Origin of the sequence: Bacteroides cellulosilyticus (assembly GCF_020091405.1) — a bacterium.
Classification (GTDB): Bacteria; Bacteroidota; Bacteroidia; order Bacteroidales; family Bacteroidaceae; genus Bacteroides.
The window spans coordinates 1,483,721-1,500,545 of record NZ_CP081903.1 but is presented as its reverse complement, the minus strand read 5'-3'; the positions used below and the strand labels follow the sequence as shown (position 1 = coordinate 1,500,545).

Annotated in this window: 10 protein-coding genes and 1 pseudogene; 1 reads left to right on the top strand and 10 read right to left on the bottom strand. The window is 42.6% G+C overall.

Translation table 11 applies throughout. The features are described from left to right. Positions 1-162 precede the first annotated feature (162 nt). The 4 genes and pseudogenes from K6V21_RS05195 to K6V21_RS05180 form a co-directional block, all read right to left on the bottom strand. Positions 163-330 carry a hypothetical protein gene (locus K6V21_RS05195; protein WP_224321078.1) on the bottom strand — a complete coding sequence of 56 codons (168 nt, stop codon included), beginning with the start codon at positions 328-330 and terminating at the stop codon, positions 163-165. Further along, the gene (locus K6V21_RS05190; protein ID WP_224321077.1) at positions 327-1,778 is read right to left on the bottom strand and encodes an ATP-binding protein; all 1,452 of its coding nucleotides are present in this window, start codon (positions 1,776-1,778) and stop codon (positions 327-329) included. Before K6V21_RS05190 ends, K6V21_RS05195 begins: the two co-directional genes overlap by 4 nt. A gap of 232 nt (positions 1,779-2,010) precedes the next feature. Further along, positions 2,011-3,264 (bottom strand): annotated as a pseudogene (locus K6V21_RS05185) (AAA family ATPase); the annotation flags it as partial. Between the two features lie 122 nt (positions 3,265-3,386). Then, complete coding sequence (locus K6V21_RS05180) at positions 3,387-4,025, bottom strand: HU family DNA-binding protein (RefSeq protein WP_224321074.1); 639 nt, start codon at positions 4,023-4,025, stop codon at positions 3,387-3,389. A gap of 338 nt (positions 4,026-4,363) precedes the next feature. On the opposite strand from K6V21_RS05180, the gene K6V21_RS05175 reads away from it, so the two are divergent. Further along, positions 4,364-5,629: a VapE domain-containing protein gene (locus K6V21_RS05175; protein ID WP_224321073.1), complete on the top strand. Its 1,266-nt coding sequence runs from the start codon at positions 4,364-4,366 to the stop codon at positions 5,627-5,629. Between the two features lie 160 nt (positions 5,630-5,789). Here K6V21_RS05175 and K6V21_RS05170 read toward each other — a convergent pair whose 3' ends face one another. The 6 genes from K6V21_RS05170 to K6V21_RS05145 all read right to left on the bottom strand — a co-directional run bounded on the left by K6V21_RS05170 (position 5,790) and on the right by K6V21_RS05145 (position 16,797). Continuing rightward, positions 5,790-6,686, bottom strand: coding sequence for an Abi family protein (locus tag K6V21_RS05170; RefSeq protein ID WP_217712874.1), 897 nt, complete (start codon positions 6,684-6,686; stop codon positions 5,790-5,792). A gap of 389 nt (positions 6,687-7,075) precedes the next feature. After that, on the bottom strand, positions 7,076-9,106 hold the full coding sequence (locus tag K6V21_RS05165; protein WP_217712873.1) for a beta-L-arabinofuranosidase domain-containing protein: 2,031 nt from the start codon (positions 9,104-9,106) through the stop codon (positions 7,076-7,078). Positions 9,107-9,119: 13 nt separating this feature from the next. Next, positions 9,120-10,196: a DUF5013 domain-containing protein gene (locus tag K6V21_RS05160; RefSeq protein ID WP_217712872.1), complete on the bottom strand. Its 1,077-nt coding sequence runs from the start codon at positions 10,194-10,196 to the stop codon at positions 9,120-9,122. A 17-nt stretch (positions 10,197-10,213) separates the two neighbouring features. Further along, positions 10,214-12,100 carry a RagB/SusD family nutrient uptake outer membrane protein gene (locus K6V21_RS05155; protein WP_217712871.1) on the bottom strand — a complete coding sequence of 629 codons (1,887 nt, stop codon included), beginning with the start codon at positions 12,098-12,100 and terminating at the stop codon, positions 10,214-10,216. Positions 12,101-12,119: 19 nt separating this feature from the next. Beyond that, on the bottom strand, positions 12,120-15,281 hold the full coding sequence (locus tag K6V21_RS05150) for a SusC/RagA family TonB-linked outer membrane protein (RefSeq protein ID WP_217712870.1): 3,162 nt from the start codon (positions 15,279-15,281) through the stop codon (positions 12,120-12,122). 49 nt (positions 15,282-15,330) lie between these two features. Then, a complete protein-coding gene (locus K6V21_RS05145) occupies positions 15,331-16,797 on the bottom strand; it encodes a glycoside hydrolase family 125 protein (protein ID WP_224321069.1) in 1,467 nt (488 codons plus the stop codon). Positions 16,798-16,825 lie beyond the last annotated feature (28 nt).

The following is a 16,825-nucleotide window of genomic DNA, read 5'->3' as shown; positions in this document are numbered from 1 at the left end:
TTTATTGATATAATATTTCCTGCAAATATGGTGGTTTATAGTGATTTGCGTGTTACACATTTGTGACGTATATGTCTTCTTTCGTGACAATTAAAAAGAACTTTGCAGATAATTCAGTACGTACTGATTATCTGCAAAGTTCTTTCATCTTTCATTGTTGTCTCATTCATTGGCTTTTCCGCTGAAACTGCCGTCTGAAGGATGGGGAAGTGCTTTCAGGAGGATTAAGTCGGCGTAGCGATTGGCTTGTGCAATGGCTTCCTGACGCAGCTCTTCCACGCGGGTTTCGGGGTCTTTGTACTTGGCATAGTTCATCTCTGCTATTGTCATATACCGTTTGTAAGCAATGCTTTCCCCTTCTCTGTAAGATAGTATTTCTGTTTAGGATGCTTGGGCTGGTTAGGATATAAGGGTTCTACCCATCCCGCATAAATGGAGGGGGTCAGATAATTATTCAAGAAATTTTCTCTGTCTTTCAGTTGCATCAGTTGCATCATTTCCTTTACCGAATATAGATTTTCACCAATCAATCTGATGAGCGATTCCACTTGTCGGGTACTTGTCGGGTACTTGTCGGGTGCTTGTCGGGTACTTGTCGGATCAGATTTAGCAAATCGGAATACAAGTACTACAAAGCCATCGCCTAACTTGTATTCGGGTTCGGGCAATCTGGCTTTCTTACATTCTTCTGTCATCAAGCTGATACCTCGTCCCCAATTTTCTAACAGTTTACGCTTGTAGAGGACATTGGCAATGAACGGATTTTGAGGTTCAGAACAATATTCGGATTTCATCTTTTCCATATCCCAATTGTGCGGAAATGTACCGGGGTTTTCTATCTCTACACGGTCATCGTAAATGGCAATGCCTACTGAACCTCCAGCTGTGCGGTAGTTCCTGTGGCATAAGCTATTGACTACTCCTTCGCGTATTGCTTTATAAGGTATAGTCAGATGTTCTTCTCGCTCCAGTCCTTCTGTTACACCAGATAATGAAAGGTGTTTGAAAATAAAGGCCATAGCCGCATCCAATAGCTTGAACAGATTACCTTGTATGCGCTGATTATCCATAAAGACGGTTTTATCTGTACCTTTGAAGCGTGCTAGTCTCAAAAGGCACTGTGGGTATTCCACCAATTCCCGGTTGGCAAACAGTACAGCTGCCGCATGGTTCAACATACCATTTTTCAACAACCCGAATTTCTCTAGAATCACAGGTATGTTATTACCAGTATTTTCAGGCAAGCGACCGTATTCGATACCTAACCTTACGGTTTTCAGTACCTCGTTCTCGTCTATATCCTGCAATGTGAAGTCTGGATTCCTGAATAGCTCCCAACGATATTTTGCTCCGTCACGTAGTATTAGTAATTCGTTATATACAGCTTGCGGCATCGTAGTGGTCACACTTTCCACTCGGTAATATGGACGTCCTTTATAGCAAAACGGGCGATTCATACTTGATTCTTCAGCATGGAGGACTACTACTTTTTTATTGTTGTCAGGAATAGGTATATATGATATTTGTGCAATTGCCGTTGGCTCCAGTCTGTTGATTGCTTCTGCGATGCTTCTTTTGGTACTATCTGCTATTTCTTGTCCGATTATCTTGCCTTTGTCGGAGATTCCAAACAAGACGGTTCCACCTTCCCTGTTAAGGAAAGCGCAAAGTGTTTCCATACCGCGCTCTAGCTGTCCGGTAGTTTCTTTAAATTCCACCTGCTCATTTTCAGTTTGGGCTATCTGCTCCTTTATATCTTCAATGCTATCTATTTTCATTGCGTATACTTTTGATTTACAAAAGTACTCATTATTTATAAAATAGTATGGAGTTCTTTCATCTTTCATCGTTGCCTTATTCATCGGCTTTTCCGCTGAAACTACCGCCTGAAAGACAAGGAAGTGCTTTCAGGCGGATTAGGTCACTTCCTTGCATACCCGCATTTCTATTCCTTTATATACCACTACAATCTTGTGCCGTAATCGCCATTATAGGATAGTTAACTGACTGTAGAAAGGTATAAAGTTGTTCCTGAACCGCTAAGTTAGGGATGGTCAGCCTGATTCTTCCTTGATATTTGCCACTGATGGTAAGCATGCCGAAGTAGTAGAGTAGGTTCACAAAATTATTCGGGTTGGTGATGTTGGTAGGAGAGAATCCTTCCTGTAACTCCCCGATGATGTATCCCTGGCTCATCAGACTTTGGAGAATAGAAGCATTATGGGTGTCCTTACGGATGAGCATGTTCAGTTTCTCGAAGTCAATGCGGATATTGTCTTCTACCATGCTTTCCGGCACTTTGCCGTGGATGATGTAGTTCTTGACAAAGTATAGCACCATATTGGGATTGTACATCGTGGTTTCATCATAGCACTCCTGTGCAAAACAGTAATTGTCGTACCAAGGCTTCATTATTTCTATCAGTTCGTCCACTGTGTGATGGAAAGGGCTGTTTGTTGAATAGTAAGTCAGCATTTCGCGTACTTCCTCCTCTGTGAAGCCCATCATCTGGTTAAAATTCGGTGAGAGGGAGTAGTTGGTGCTAATGTTGAATCCGCTGGTTAGGTCGTTCATGGTCACAGGGCTTACGCCGGTGATGAAGCAACGCTTGATACTGGAGTAAGTTCCAGCCTTCACCTTGCTGAAGAAAGCACGCAGATAGTCTTCGCCATACGTTTCGTTAGTGTGATGATGTGAACCTTCAGGGTTGGCGAGAATGGCGTTGGTGAAGTAGTCGTATTCATCGATAAAGAGGTAGATGTTACGGTTGGCACGTTCGCATACCTGATAGAGGAACTCCAGTTGCGCTACAGCTCCTTTTTTGGTGTGCAGTTCTTCCCATGTCTCCGGGGGAAGGAGGTCGGCATATTTCTTGCAAAAGCTTTCGATGGTGGTGCCGCAGTGTTCATCCAACCCTTTGCGGTAATCATTCAGCTCTCCGCTGATACCGGAGAGGTTAAGATAGAGCACCAAGTAGCTGTTGCGGTTTGGTGTGGGGTGTTGTCCGATATAGAGACCACCAAAGAGTTCATCGAACTTGTCGTGCGTACTCACATCGTAGTAGTGTTGCAGTATGTTCAGCGTCAGGCTTTTGCCGAAGCGCCGAGGGCGGATAAAAAAGAAGAAAGGGTCTGCTTGCTCTATCAGGGGGATAAAGCGGGTTTTATCTACGTAATAATAATTGTCGCGGCGAATAACCGCAAAGTTCATCATTCCGTAGGGAAGTCTCTTTCTGTCCGGTACTATATATTCCAATGGATCCATGTTTTACCCTCCTGCTATTGTTTTTAAATCTGTTACTTTGTCACGCAACGATACAAAGATAACAAAAGTTCTTGTAGGGACGATGCGTTTTCTCTTACTTGTTTAGGGAAGTGCTTTCAGATTTATCTTTTGGGTGCTGCATCCCTTGACATTCCGTAATATCCCGGCATAGGCCGATAGATGGGTTGTGCACGTCTTCCCACGTTCATCAGTTTACCTTCTTTTTGCAACCGTTGCAGATGGTTGTTGGCGGTGGTGCGAGCCATGCCGCACAATTCCTGAAAGTCGATGCGAAGCAGCAGGTCATGTTCCGCGAAATACTCTTTCAGGCGCATGTCGATCTCTATTTCGGAGAGTCGCAGGGAGTGGCGCGTGTATTTGCTTTGGGTGGCGGTAACGCCTGTCAGCGCAGCTTTCAGGCGGATGTCCGGGCGGAAGCTGATGCCTTTCAAACGTAGTTTCAAATGTTTGTTCTTGGTTTGGCGGGTTACTTTCTGTGTGGCCTCCAGGGTAGGGGCAAAGTATCCCAATCCTTCGATGTGTACCTCACGACCTTCGCGTAGCTCTTCTCCGCAAAGCTGTGCCAAGGTGTCTATTGCACTTTTTGCGTCACCCACGCTGAGCGAACTACGTTCATGTACCCGATAATACAGTTTCTCCATACTTACCTTGCCGTTGAGCAGTGGGCGGGGGTGCAGTCCTCTTTCTTCCGGTTCCCCTTCTGCGTTGGGGTTCTCGTACCAGTCGTAAACTATTGCCATAATGCTTGTATTTTAATGCTTTAAATGTATATGCTTGTTGACCCGAAGGTGCTGTTTTGAAAGTGAACCACTGGAGTCGGTCGGATGAGTGACTGGAGTTGGTAGAGCGACCGACTGAAGTTGTTCGAGTGAATAACTCCAGTCGGTCGTTTCTAAGTCAGCACACAAAGGTAGTGATATTAGTAAGATTTTCCTATGGAAGTCCTTACTTTCTTTCTAACTGTGTTTTAAGAAAAATAGTTGGTGAAACGCTTGCAAAACGCTTCCACGCTGTAGTAAATTCGTAGCGTCGGTACTGGCAAAACGAAACCTGTTTACTATTTAAATGAAAAGAAGTTATGAAAAAGAAATTAATGACATTGGAACAACGCCGCTTGCTGTGCGAGGCACAACAGTTGCTGGCTTTCTCGGAAAAACGGAAAGCAAAGAAGAAAACACCGGAAGCATCGGAGTCCGGAGACAACACGAATACAACGGTTCGCCTGACGAGGCAGGTCATGGATTTCCTGACGAAACGTTATGATTTCCGTTATAATCTGTTGACGGAGGAGACCGAATTCCGTCCTGCCGGACAGCGTGATTTTGCTTTCCTGCCTGTGGGTAAGCGAAACCTGAATGCTTTCTGCATTGAGGCTCATACTGAGGGTATCCCTTGCTGGGACAAAGACCTGAACCGCTATATCTATTCCACTTATATTTCTGACTATCACCCTTTCCACCTCTATATGGAGGAATTGCCGCAATGGGACGGTGTTGACCGCCTGACACAGCTTGCCTTGCGGGTTTCCGGCTGTCCGCATTGGGTGCAGGGATTTCACACCTGGATGCTGGGGCTTGCCGCGCAATGGTCGGGGCTGGCAGGTATACATGCCAACAGTGTGGCGCCTATTCTTGTAAGTCAAGAGCAGGGACGGCAGAAATCCACATTTTGCAAGTCATTGATGCCGATGGTTCTGCGGCGATATTATGTGGATAATCTGAAGCTTACTTCGCAAGGGCAGGCGGAACGCCTTTTGGCGGAAATGGGCTTGCTGAATATGGACGAGTTCGATAAATATGCTGAAAACAAAATGCCGTTGCTGAAAAACCTGATGCAAATGTCTGATTTGAATATTCGTAAAGCCTATCAGCAGAGTTTCCGCCAATTGCCTCGTGTCGCCTCTTTTATTGGTACCAGTAACCGTTTCGACTTACTTACCGACCCTACGGGAAGCCGTCGTTTTCTCTGCGTGGAAGTGGAGCGGATAATCGATTGTACCCACATAGAGCACGACCAGATCTATGCGCAACTGAAGGCGGAACTGCTTGCGGGGAGGCGTGATTGGTTCACCAAAGAAGAGGAGCAGGTGTTGCAAGCGCAGAATGCGGCGTTCTACCGTGTTTGTCCCGCAGAGGATGTTTTTCATAGTTATTTTCGTGTGGCGAATCCCGGTGAGAAGAGTCTCGGCCTTACGGCTGCCCAGATTTTCAGGGAGCTTCAGCAAAAGAATTCCGTTGCCATGCGCAGTGTCAATCCTATGCGCTTCGGCCAAGTGCTGCTGAAAGCGGGGGTGGTGCGTCGGCACACGGAGTATGGAAATGTGTATCAGGTGGTGAGAAGATAGTGGGGCTGAAAAATGTTTCTGCGGTTGTGGTGACGACTGAAAGCTGAAAGTATCCCTTCAGAGGATACTTTCAGCGTAAAATCTTATAAATAAGGGTGATAGGAGGGCTGAAAGAATTGGTGCTCCGGTTGCAAATATATTCCGGTAAATGCAATGTGGTCTATTTCCAAATATCTTCATTTTCCCAGTTGGCAGGAAAACCCATAGCCCGTATATCAATCGAGGGGTAGGTTGCTAATAGGTCTTTAAGCCTTACTACGAAAGAATGGTTGGGATTAATGATATTCAGCAGATAAGTGATCATGCTCAATATAAAGTAAACCTGTTGTGTGCCACCGGCAGGAAGAGATATAAACGGTTTGTGGGGCGAACGGGGCATCAGGGGACGAATGCTTAATGTCCTGTTCCATAAGCGGCAATGGTGCGCACAAATGTTGCGAATGTAGACAATACTATGCAGCCATGAGGCGAAAACGGTATCCGGTAGCCCGAAATAGGTCGCAATATTTCGTTTTACCCGTCCGGGTTTTAAGTTATTATACAGAATAGACAGCGTACCGAAAGAGGTAATTTCCATTGTTATCCAACTTGGAGGAAAGTGGTCTGAATATTTAGTTTTGAAAGCCGTTACAAATTCTTCATCGCTACGCTGATATTCTTCATCTATCTTGGCTACCATGTGGGCATGGCGCACAGGATTATTGAAAAGAGAAGCATCGGTAAACCAATAACCATTGTACTGTGAAGAAAGTATATAAGTGATTTGTGTACGTACTGCTATTTCTATTTTTTCTAACTCTGCAATAATCAGTTTGCGGAGTTCATTATCGAACTTATAAATATTGTAAGCAGTTTCAAACGTACTGCCGGATTTGAAAATATGGTTCTGTTTATTCGCTAACAAAGGATACCAATAGCCGCTCAAACGATAATAGCTAATATTCTGCAATAGGTGTAACGCTTTGGATTCATCGCCGAAGCAAAGTCCACGTTGTTTCAGTAAGGTAATCTGATCTGCAAAAGATATGAGATTTTTGGGATAGGGAATTTTAGTCATAGGGGTGTAAAAATAAAAGGCTTACCCTGAGCGCGCTGATCTGACGGGAAGCGGGGTAAGCATGTTGACGCAAAGATAAAACGATTCTCTCAAAAAACAAAACAATAGCCCGGTTTATTTGGGAATATTCGGAAAAACAGTAACTTTCTTGTTCGTGTTCTTCTGTTCTTGGGAAACTGTATGTCAGCCTTGAGACTTCATCACAGCTTCTTTGACGGAGAAATAAATTTCGGTGGCAGAGAGCCGGGGGATGTTTCTGTGGTGAAGGCTGAAAGAATTAATTCTTTCAGCCTTTATACAAGAACTTAATAGGTTGGCATCCTTATTATTGAGTCCCTGAGATTGTAATACAGTTTGATTTGTGATTGGCACTTATTCGTTAATTAGTCTTATCGACCAACCATTGGAAACTCTGTTATTCTTAGTGTAGTGCATCCGTATGGGATTAAAGTTATTTCTTGTTGTTCACCTTCGGCAAGTGGACAGAAAGAGAATGGCTGAGGTCCGGCTGAGCCATTGTATATTTGCCATGAGGGGATGCGTCTTGCCTTCATCTTTATTTCAATCGGGGCATTTGTTGTGTTCCATGGATAGTTTGTTTTCTGTTTTTCCTTATCAATAATAACCTCGGCTACTTCATTCGCCCGGTTCCGGTCAAACTCAACCAAACCATAATTCCATGGAGAAGACGAAGTTACTTCATAATAATAATCGCCATAAACTTTATTGTCCATTTCTTTACGCTCCCAGTTTTCTTCCATCTTCAGTGCATATACCAGAGGCCCTCTTTCGATAGCTACGGAGCTTTCGTGCCAGGTAGAGGCTGAAACTTCCATTGGCAAGAATAGTTCAATGGTATCTCCTTTTTTCCAGGTTTGCTTGATAACGGCTATATTGCCTCCTTCTGCGGTGCGTACTTTTTCTCCATTAACTGTAATTTCAGCTTGTTTGCACCATTTGGGTATGCGCAGGTGAAATGGAAACTCCACTTTCTTTTCTTTGTTATCAATGGAGCGGATGATAAATGTAATTTTGTCATCCATAGGATAATGAGTTTTTTCTTCAATAGTCACCGTACAGTTGTCGGCAACTTTAGCTGTAACTTCGGATGGAGAATATATGAATGCTGACAGACCATTATCGGGTGTGGAATACCATAAACTTTGCGCGAACTTAGGCCATCCCTGATGAAGGTTTGAGGTGCAGCATGGATATCCTGTCAGTAAGCCGAAGAGATTGTCTGTGCCTTCGTGTTCCTGATCGAAGTTGCGGCGTTGGCGAGTTACGGCAATCTGATTCACTTGTTGATAGTATTGTCTGCTCATGAAGTCATCAGAAATTTGAGTAGGCAGTGCATTGAAGGCTATTCGTTCTAAATGGTCGGCATAGTCTATATCTCCTGTAATTTCGCCCATCTTCTCCAGAGAAAACATGAACTCTACGGCAGAGCATAATTCTGAACCTTGTGTAGGATTACTTCCATGTAAGGCTTCGTCTCCTCCATACATTCCTTGGGGTTGTCCATGAAATTCGCAAATGTCCTTAATGGCTTCTTTGGTTTCATGCAGATATTTTGCGTCATTAGCTTGCTGGTAATAAATGACAGGTTCTTTAATGCCTTGTGCCAAGTTTACGCAGTGGATGGTCTTGATACGTTTCAGATCTCCCCGTTTCCACATGTCAAGGTAACTGAAAGATTGATTATGAATCAACTCACTTAATTCCAGTAAGAAAGCATCTCCTGTAATATTGTATAGCCAGTAGACTGCTTGTAAGTTATCAGCAGATCTGAACTCGGCCCAGAAAGTCCAATGCCCTAATTTCTTTTCGGGTAATGTTTTCAGCTGATAAGCAAAATAATTTCTCATGAAGCTGATAACTCTTTGGTCTTCGGTTGCCGAATAATATTGCTGCAGAATCTTTAACATTACCATGCGTGGCCACCAGTCATGTGAGTTGTCGCGCTGTAGACCGGCTTCGCCGGGATAATCTGTTGCCGGACCGAAAAATCCTTCATCGTTCTGGCTTTTCAGTGCCCATTCCACCCAGGGTTGAACTTTCTTTTGCATTGCTTTATCATCCAGAATGTAGGCCAGAGGCAGTAATCCGTCTATCCAATAAGGACCTCTCTCCCATTGATCCCCATTTCCACCAAGCCATCCGTTTCGTTCTCCCATGAGTGGGTACAATTTGTCCATCTGGCCGGTTAATCCGTTCCTCTGTCTTATCAGCATTTCTTCTAACCAGCCTTTGGGTTTGATGCTTCCTAAGGGAAGCTGCACATAAGGCTTTCTTTGTAATGGAAATCTGTTATTTTGATAGTTGTCCTTAATCTTTATTGGATTAGAAGCATTAGTTGTTGGCGTCATAAATGTATTTATTGCCACGCATAGGGATAAAAGTAAGAATTTCTTTTTCATCTGTCTCTTTTTATTAGTTAAATACATTAATTTGTCGTTTTACTCTTATAGAGCTAATGGCATATGCACATTGTACTCCTTTGGGGATATAATAAACAAACCCGATAGATACAGTTTTATCTTCTTCCAAACTGAAGTCCTTACTTGTGCCTGCTGTGAATTCATGACAGGCGATGGTTTCTTTTTCTTTTTGGTCGAAATCAGGTAGGGTCTCTCCATTGGTAATGACTAATGCGGCATGATTGGGGCCTCCAAAGGATTCTCCTATTTCGTATTCGATGCGATACTGACCAGCTACAAGCTTTGCTGTTTGATAGATTTTTCCGTTTAACACTTCTTTCTCATTAAAAAAGTCGAAGTTTCCTGCACTGAGCCAATTTCTATTTCCCCAGCATCGGGCATCTACTCCGCCATGCATTTTCCCATTATATAGGTGAATCTTTACAGCATCATTCACAATCCATTCTGTAGGAGTATGTTGCTCGGGATCACAGCTTCCTAAAGGAGGAGAGTCCGGGGTGACTTCGAATGGACTTTTGAAGTTTTTTAGTACACTTTCTGTTATATCTTCGTAGGCACCCAAAAAATTTATTACGTCTATCACGATATCCATGTCGGAAAGAGAAGCATTCAATTCATAAAGTGAAGGTTCAGACATATGGAGGTGGATAGCCATCTTTTTCCCATTGTATTTTGCGAAGGTTTCTTCAGAGACGGTCAGATATAGTGTCTTGCTTATTTCTTCATTATCAAACTTAATGGTATTTCCCATTTCTCCATCTTTGGTAGACAGGGTATATTCATTTTCGGATAAGGGTACTGTGTTGGCAGGCACCTTAGTGTTATCAATCTCACAGTTCACTGTGAAACCGATAGCAGGTTGTAAACCTGATCGACTGATGCCAAAAGCAAAAGTCATGGTTTTATTTTCTTTGTCGATGATTACATCATCAGGGCTTATTTCAGCTACTCCATTTGTTCCTCCTGTAAAGTAGATTTTGGCAATGCCTTCTTCTTTAGGTAATGACTCGCAAGCAATGATACTTGCTGTTAGTGTAACTATTGATAATATGATTTTATGTAATTTCATGAGTTTATATTGTTTATTTACCAACCATAATTTTGCTTTAAATTGGGATTTTTATCTATTTCCGATTTAGGAATCGGGAAGAGATAATGCTTTTCTTGAAATACACGAGTTTGCATAGGAGTTCTTTTGTAGAATACCGCCACTCCTGCTGCCTCGCTTTTCCAATCTAATCCGGTTGCTTCCAGTTCTTCTTGCGAAGGGCGGTTATTCATTCCGTATACAATTCCGTTGTCTGTTCCTTTCACGCCATTATGATTGGCGGCAATCATCCAGCGTCTTACATCATAGAAACGATGGCTTTCAAATGCTAGTTCTACACGACGTTCATTTCTGATACGTTTTCGCATACCTTCTTTAGTTAAATCTTCCGTTCTGTCTTTGATAGGAAGTGCAGGCATTTGTACACGTGCTCTTACCTTGTTCACTGCATCGTATACTCTTTGATCAGGTTTCTCTAAATATTCATTTAATGCCTCTGCATAGTTTAGGTAGATTTCTGCTAAGCGGAAGACGGGAATATTTCTTCGGGCAGTTCCTGTTCCGTTTAAAATATCTACTTCAGGAGATCCCCATTTTCGAACTCCGTATCCTGTCATGTTGTGTGTTCCCATTGACCAAGGCCACGCATCGGAGTCATCATTGTTGAAGTTTCTGTTTCCGTAATAAGCAAACTTGACAGGCCTTTTATGGCGTGATAGCACCCAGTTACAGTATTGAAAATAGATAGAAGCATAAAATCGTGGATCGCGGTTGAAATACATGTTGGATACATTATGGACATCAGAGAATTCTATTCCGTCCCACATGACTCCATCCCAGAATCCTTTTTCTGTGTAACCGCTTCGTGGGTCGTCTATGGGAAATCCTGTATTTGTTTCGTAAGCGTCAACTAATTCCTGTAATACACTCATTTTACCCTGTCCGTTGAAGGGATATCCGTTCGGAAAATGTCCGATTTCATAACCGTTACCATTACCTTGTGAATAAGCTAAAATTGTTTCTTTCCATTCGCGAGTGTAGAATAATTGTGCATAATTATCCACTGGGTTATCGGGATTGGGTTGATAGAGTTCGTAAACATCTTGGTCTACCAAAGCTAATAGTTCTTCAGCTGCGTCAGCAGCTTTTTTCCATTTTTCTTGATCGTAATTTGTACTAAATAGCGGGGTTCCGTCTTGTTTAGTTATGTTCTCATATAGTTTATTGCCATTGAATAGTGGACTGGCGGCGTAAAGTAATGTACGACTTTTCAGTGCAAGGGCTGCTCCTCTTGTCACTCTACCAGTCTGAGAGGGCTCATCGGTATAATCTACTTTGAGAGTGTGTTTAATGTCATCGCATTCATTAACAATGAATTGAACTATTTCGTCTACAGAATTTCGTTCTATTAAAGTTGAAGTGGTGTTATTGATATCTTTTATAGACTCGGTAATCAGAGGTACCGCTCCATATCTTTTAAGTAAATCAAAATAGTAGAATGCACGTAAAAAACGAGCTTCGGCTTTAAATACGGGTATTCTTACTTGATAATACTCTTGTTGGTCTCCTTGTAGAGGTACAGACTCAATATGTTCAATAAATAGGTTTGCCCGGCGTATATCTTGATAGCGCCAATTCCAGTTTCCAAGTGGGTTGTCTGTTGGACCCCAACTTCCGGTATTGTATTTCCATGAAGACTGATTGTTATTTTCCCAATGATGCCAGGCTTCGTCTGATGCCCCCCACACATCATCGCTCATCGTTTCGCTAGGTATAGCATTATAGAGTTTTGCAAGTACTTTTTCAGCATTCTTGATGTCATTCCAAATATCCTCCTCCATTACAACTTCTTTCGGCACGATATCCAAGAAGTCACATGAAGTCACTAATAGTGAATATATAATGATGAAATATATTTTTTTCATGTTCTGATAATTTATAGTGTTAAAAAGAAAAGTTTATTCCCATGTTGATAGTACGTTGTTGTGGGTAACTGCCCGTACCATCGGGTATTTCCGGGTCAAAGGTCTTGATTTTACTCCATGTATACAAATTCAAACCAGTAAGATAGATTCTGGCATTTGATATTCCAATCTTGTTGATTAGTGCTTTCGAAAAGGTATAACCTATTTCCGCATTTTTGAGCCGGACATAATCGCTGTTTCGGTGCCAAAAACTTGATACACGATAGTTATTGGCATTGTCATTGGATGTCATACGTGGATATAAGGCATTCACATTAGGATTTTGGGTGCTGAAATAGTTATCTTTTACTTCTGCCAAGACGCTACTGTTCTGTGAAAACGGATAAGTACTGCTCCCTCCGTAGTAGACATAGGCACCAAAAGCACCTTGAAATAATACACTAATATCAAATCCTTTGTAATTTAATCCTAAGGATAATCCTGCCATCGTTTCCGGAATTGATACTCTTCCTAAGTATCCTTCATCTTGTGTGTCTATTTGTCCGTCACCATTTAGATCTGCATATTTGATATCACCTGGTTGGACAGGACCGAAAGTTTGTTTAGGACTGCTTGCAATGTCTTCCCAGTCTTTGAACAAACCTATGGCAGTCAGACCCATGTGTTCATTGATTCTTCGTCCAGTACGTGCTTGCCACTCTCTTCCTTCCAGTTTGGGTTCAGTAATGTCCACAATCTTATTGCGGGCAAAAGAAACATTCCCTCTGATGAAGTAACCAAAGTCATTAATATTCTTTTGATAAGTAAGGGTGGCTTCGAATCCTTTGTTATCAACTATACCTGCGTTGATCATCGGTAAGTTTGCTATACCCACAATTTCGGGTATGGTTAATGGTTGTGTCAGAATATTGTCTCTTCGTTCGTAAAAGATGTCTGTCTCCAACTTTAGTTCATTATTCCACAGCCCTAAGTCAAGACCGAAATTGAATTTCTTAGACTTTTCCCAAGTAACGAATGGGTTACCGGTAGCATTTTCTTCGGCTCCGGCATACCAAGCACCGTCATTGTTTGTTCCAAACTGGTAGCCCGGAGCATCCAATATCCATTTCCCTTGATACAGGAAGCGTTGTCCTGACTTGTCATTTCCAACAACGCCTGCAGAAACTCTGAGTTTCAATAGGCTTATTTGTGGGAGATTATCTTGAATAAAGCTTTCATTAGAAATTAGCCAACCGGCAGAGAAGGCTGGGAAAAAACCGAACCGTCGTCCTTTGATAAAGTTTTCCGAACCATTGTAACCAAAGTTAAATTCAGCAAAGTATCTGTCGTCAAAAGCATATGCTGCCCGTCCCACTAAACCTTGATATTTGTAGGGTAATCCAGAAATTGCATTGTTTTTGCCTCCTCCCACAGCAGCGGAATAGCTTTCTTGATTATACAGTAAGAGCCCTTTTATATCATGTTTGCCAAACCTGCGTTCGTAATTAAGATACAGTTCTGCAATGACTTTTTTGTTTCCGTTGGCATTAACAGAGTAATCTAACGTGTTGGTTCCTTCTTCCACGCGGATGTATGTACCTTTGGATAAGTCGGGTTCATCTTCATTTGTTACATAACGGTAGGTGTATGCTCCTTTAGCACGAGTTACATCCCTGAAATTCATTGTATCAAAGGACAGGCGGCCTTTTATACTTAATCCAGGGGTTACCCAAGGTAACTTCCATGTAAAACCGGCCGTAGCTTGGAGAGTTGTTTCGAAATTCTTTCTATAACCTTGTTGGGTCAACATGGCATAAGGATTTCTTGCTAAACCTTGTACACCGGCAGCCGAACCGTCAGGGTTCTGTACGGGATACCACCATGGAGGTGTTATCTTTAAACGATTCCAAAGGTCTCCAGTATCTACGTTAGGATAGTTACGGTCACGGATGATACCTCCTAGATTGACTTCCATTTCTAAATTCTTAGAGATGGATAAATCTACATTTGAGCGGAAATTATATCGGTTCAGAGTTGCTTGAATATTATAGTCTTCTGTGGCATCTTCATAATTATAAAGTCCGTTTTGCTGCATATAAGATACTGAAACAAAATAGCGGACAAATGAATTTTTACCGTTTATATTGATATTAGCTTGATGCATCATTGAAGACGGTTTAAGCATTTCGTCTTGCCAATTTACATTAGGGTAAAGATATTTATAAGTAGGATTACTGTTGTCTCTGTATTTTGCTAAGTATTCGTCTGTATACATAGCAGCATTTAGTCCATCATTCACTAAACCTTCACGATAGAGCGTTAAGGCATCGTATGAATCTAAATATTTAGGTAAACGTGTAGGTTGCTGAATGGCAGTTTGCAAGTTAACGCTAATTTGCGGCTTTTCAGCAGTACCCCTTTTGGTTGTGATAAGAATAACACCGTTAGCACCACGAACTCCATAAACTGCAGTAGAAGAGGCATCCTTCAATATGGTGATATCCTCTATTTCATTGGGGTCAATATTGTCATAACTGCGTTCTAGTCCATCTACCATTATAAGTGGGGAGTTTGCTGTTCCATACGTACCGAAACCACGTATCCATATGTTGGCTCCATCATTGCCCGGTTCTCCACCACGTTGGACGGAAATGATACCGGGTAGGCGTCCGGCCAAAGCATTAGATATATTGGCAACAGGGCTTTGTTTTAACTGGTTTGAAGAAACGGATGACACAGAACCTGTTACATTCAGACGTTTTTGTGTACCATACCCTACAACTACAACTTCTTGCAGTTCATTGACGTCTTCGTTTAAGACGATTGAGAAATGCTCACGATTGTCAATCATTATTTCTTGAGGGGTGTATCCAATATAAGATACTACCAATTTGTCACCTATATTGGCTTTAATTGTAAACTTGCCGTCTATATCGGTGATGGTTCCGCCTACTTCTCCTTTTATTTGGACGGTTACTCCAATTAGGCTTTCACCCATATTGTCTTTTACTTGTCCGGTGATGTTTCTTTTTGCCTCTTGCCGAATTCCATCTGTAATGTTTGTGGCTTTATTGACCAAGTTATCTTTTGAATAAACTTGCTCGCTAAATGCCCCTATTACCAAGAGGGAAATACAGATAGCCGTTATTCTGGTTGAGTGCTTTGTCAGAATAAACCATTTTCTTTTTTTGATTTCTTTCATATGTTTATAGTATTATTAAAGTGTAGCAAACATTTATTGTTTCAGAGTTTTATAATATTTGATTAAGTAATTCCACCTTTCCTTCATTCACCAGTTTCAGAATCAGCTCTCCGAACAGTGTGTTTTGCCAGGCAAACCAGGCGCGGGTAAAGTTTGCCGGATCATCTTTGTGGAAAGATTCGTGCATGAATCCGGTTCCTGCATCTGTATCCATCAGCATCTTGATACATTCTTTAATCTCTTGATCATCCTGACTGGTGAAAGCTTTCATCATGATGCTCATGGGCCATACCATATCATATCCAATATGTGGGCCGCCTATTCCTTCACCGGCTTTTCCTTTGAAGAAATACGGATTGTCCTGGCTCCATACGAAGCGACGGGTATTCTGATAGATAGGGTCGTTTACATCCACATCTCCCAAATAAGGCATGGCGAGGAGGCTCGGTACGTTAGCGTCGTCCATCAGCATGTGGTTGCCGAAACCATCTACTTCGAAAGCATAGATTGTGCCGTATTTCGGGTGATTGTAGGTAGCGTATTTCTGCAAGGCAATCTCTACCTCGTCAGCCAGGGCTGTGCACTCCTGAGCCAGAGTACCATTTTCATTCACCGTCGAAAGGATTTCCGCAGCTTTTCTTAAAGAAGATACAGCAAAGAAATTCGACGGAACCAGAAACTGAAGTGTGGTGGCATCATCCGAAGGACGGAAACAGGAAACAATGAGTCCGACAGGGTTGACTGGAGCACCCAGACCATTATTGTTCAGTGTGTCGAGCGCGCGTTCCGTCTTGCGTTGGAATTTATAAGGGCCTACACCGTCTTTGCGCTGCTGTTCTTTGAACGTTTTCAGGATGTTGGTGATAGCCTCTATCCATGCTTCGTCGAAGACGCTGGCATCGCCTGTCTCTTTCCAGTATTGGTAAGCCAGTCGGAGAGGGTAGCAGAGGGAGTCTATTTCCCATTTACGTTCGTGCAGTTCGGGTTTCATGTCGGTCATATCTGACATCCAGTCGCCACCAGTAGGGCCATCGTTGTATCCGTTGGCATAAGGATCGATGTTGATGCACATGAACTGGCGACGGATGACGCCTTCCAACATTTTTTTCAGTTCAGGGTCTTTGTGTGCCAGTTGCACGTAGGGCCAAACCTGTGCACCGGAATCGCGCAGCCACATGGCGTGGATGTCGCCGGTATAGACAAATGTATCGGGTTTACCATCCAGCAAACGATAATGTACGGTGGTATCCAGTGTGTTCGGAAAACAATTCTCGAACATCCATGCCAGTTTCTGGTTGGTCAGCAGTTTCTTTACCCGCAGGATTTCGGCTTCTACGGCTTTCGAAACGTACAGTCTGTTTTTTACGGCAGGGCGGTTGGTCTTGTAAGCGGCAGTCACCTGGGCATGGTTCACAACTTTGGTGTTGTCCTGTTTTAAAGTTGGCTCCATTGCTTTGGCATTGTTGTGCATGCAGAACAACGCTACGGCGCATAGACCGATATTTCTCTTTTTCATGTTTTAAAAGGTATTAGTATATTCTCAT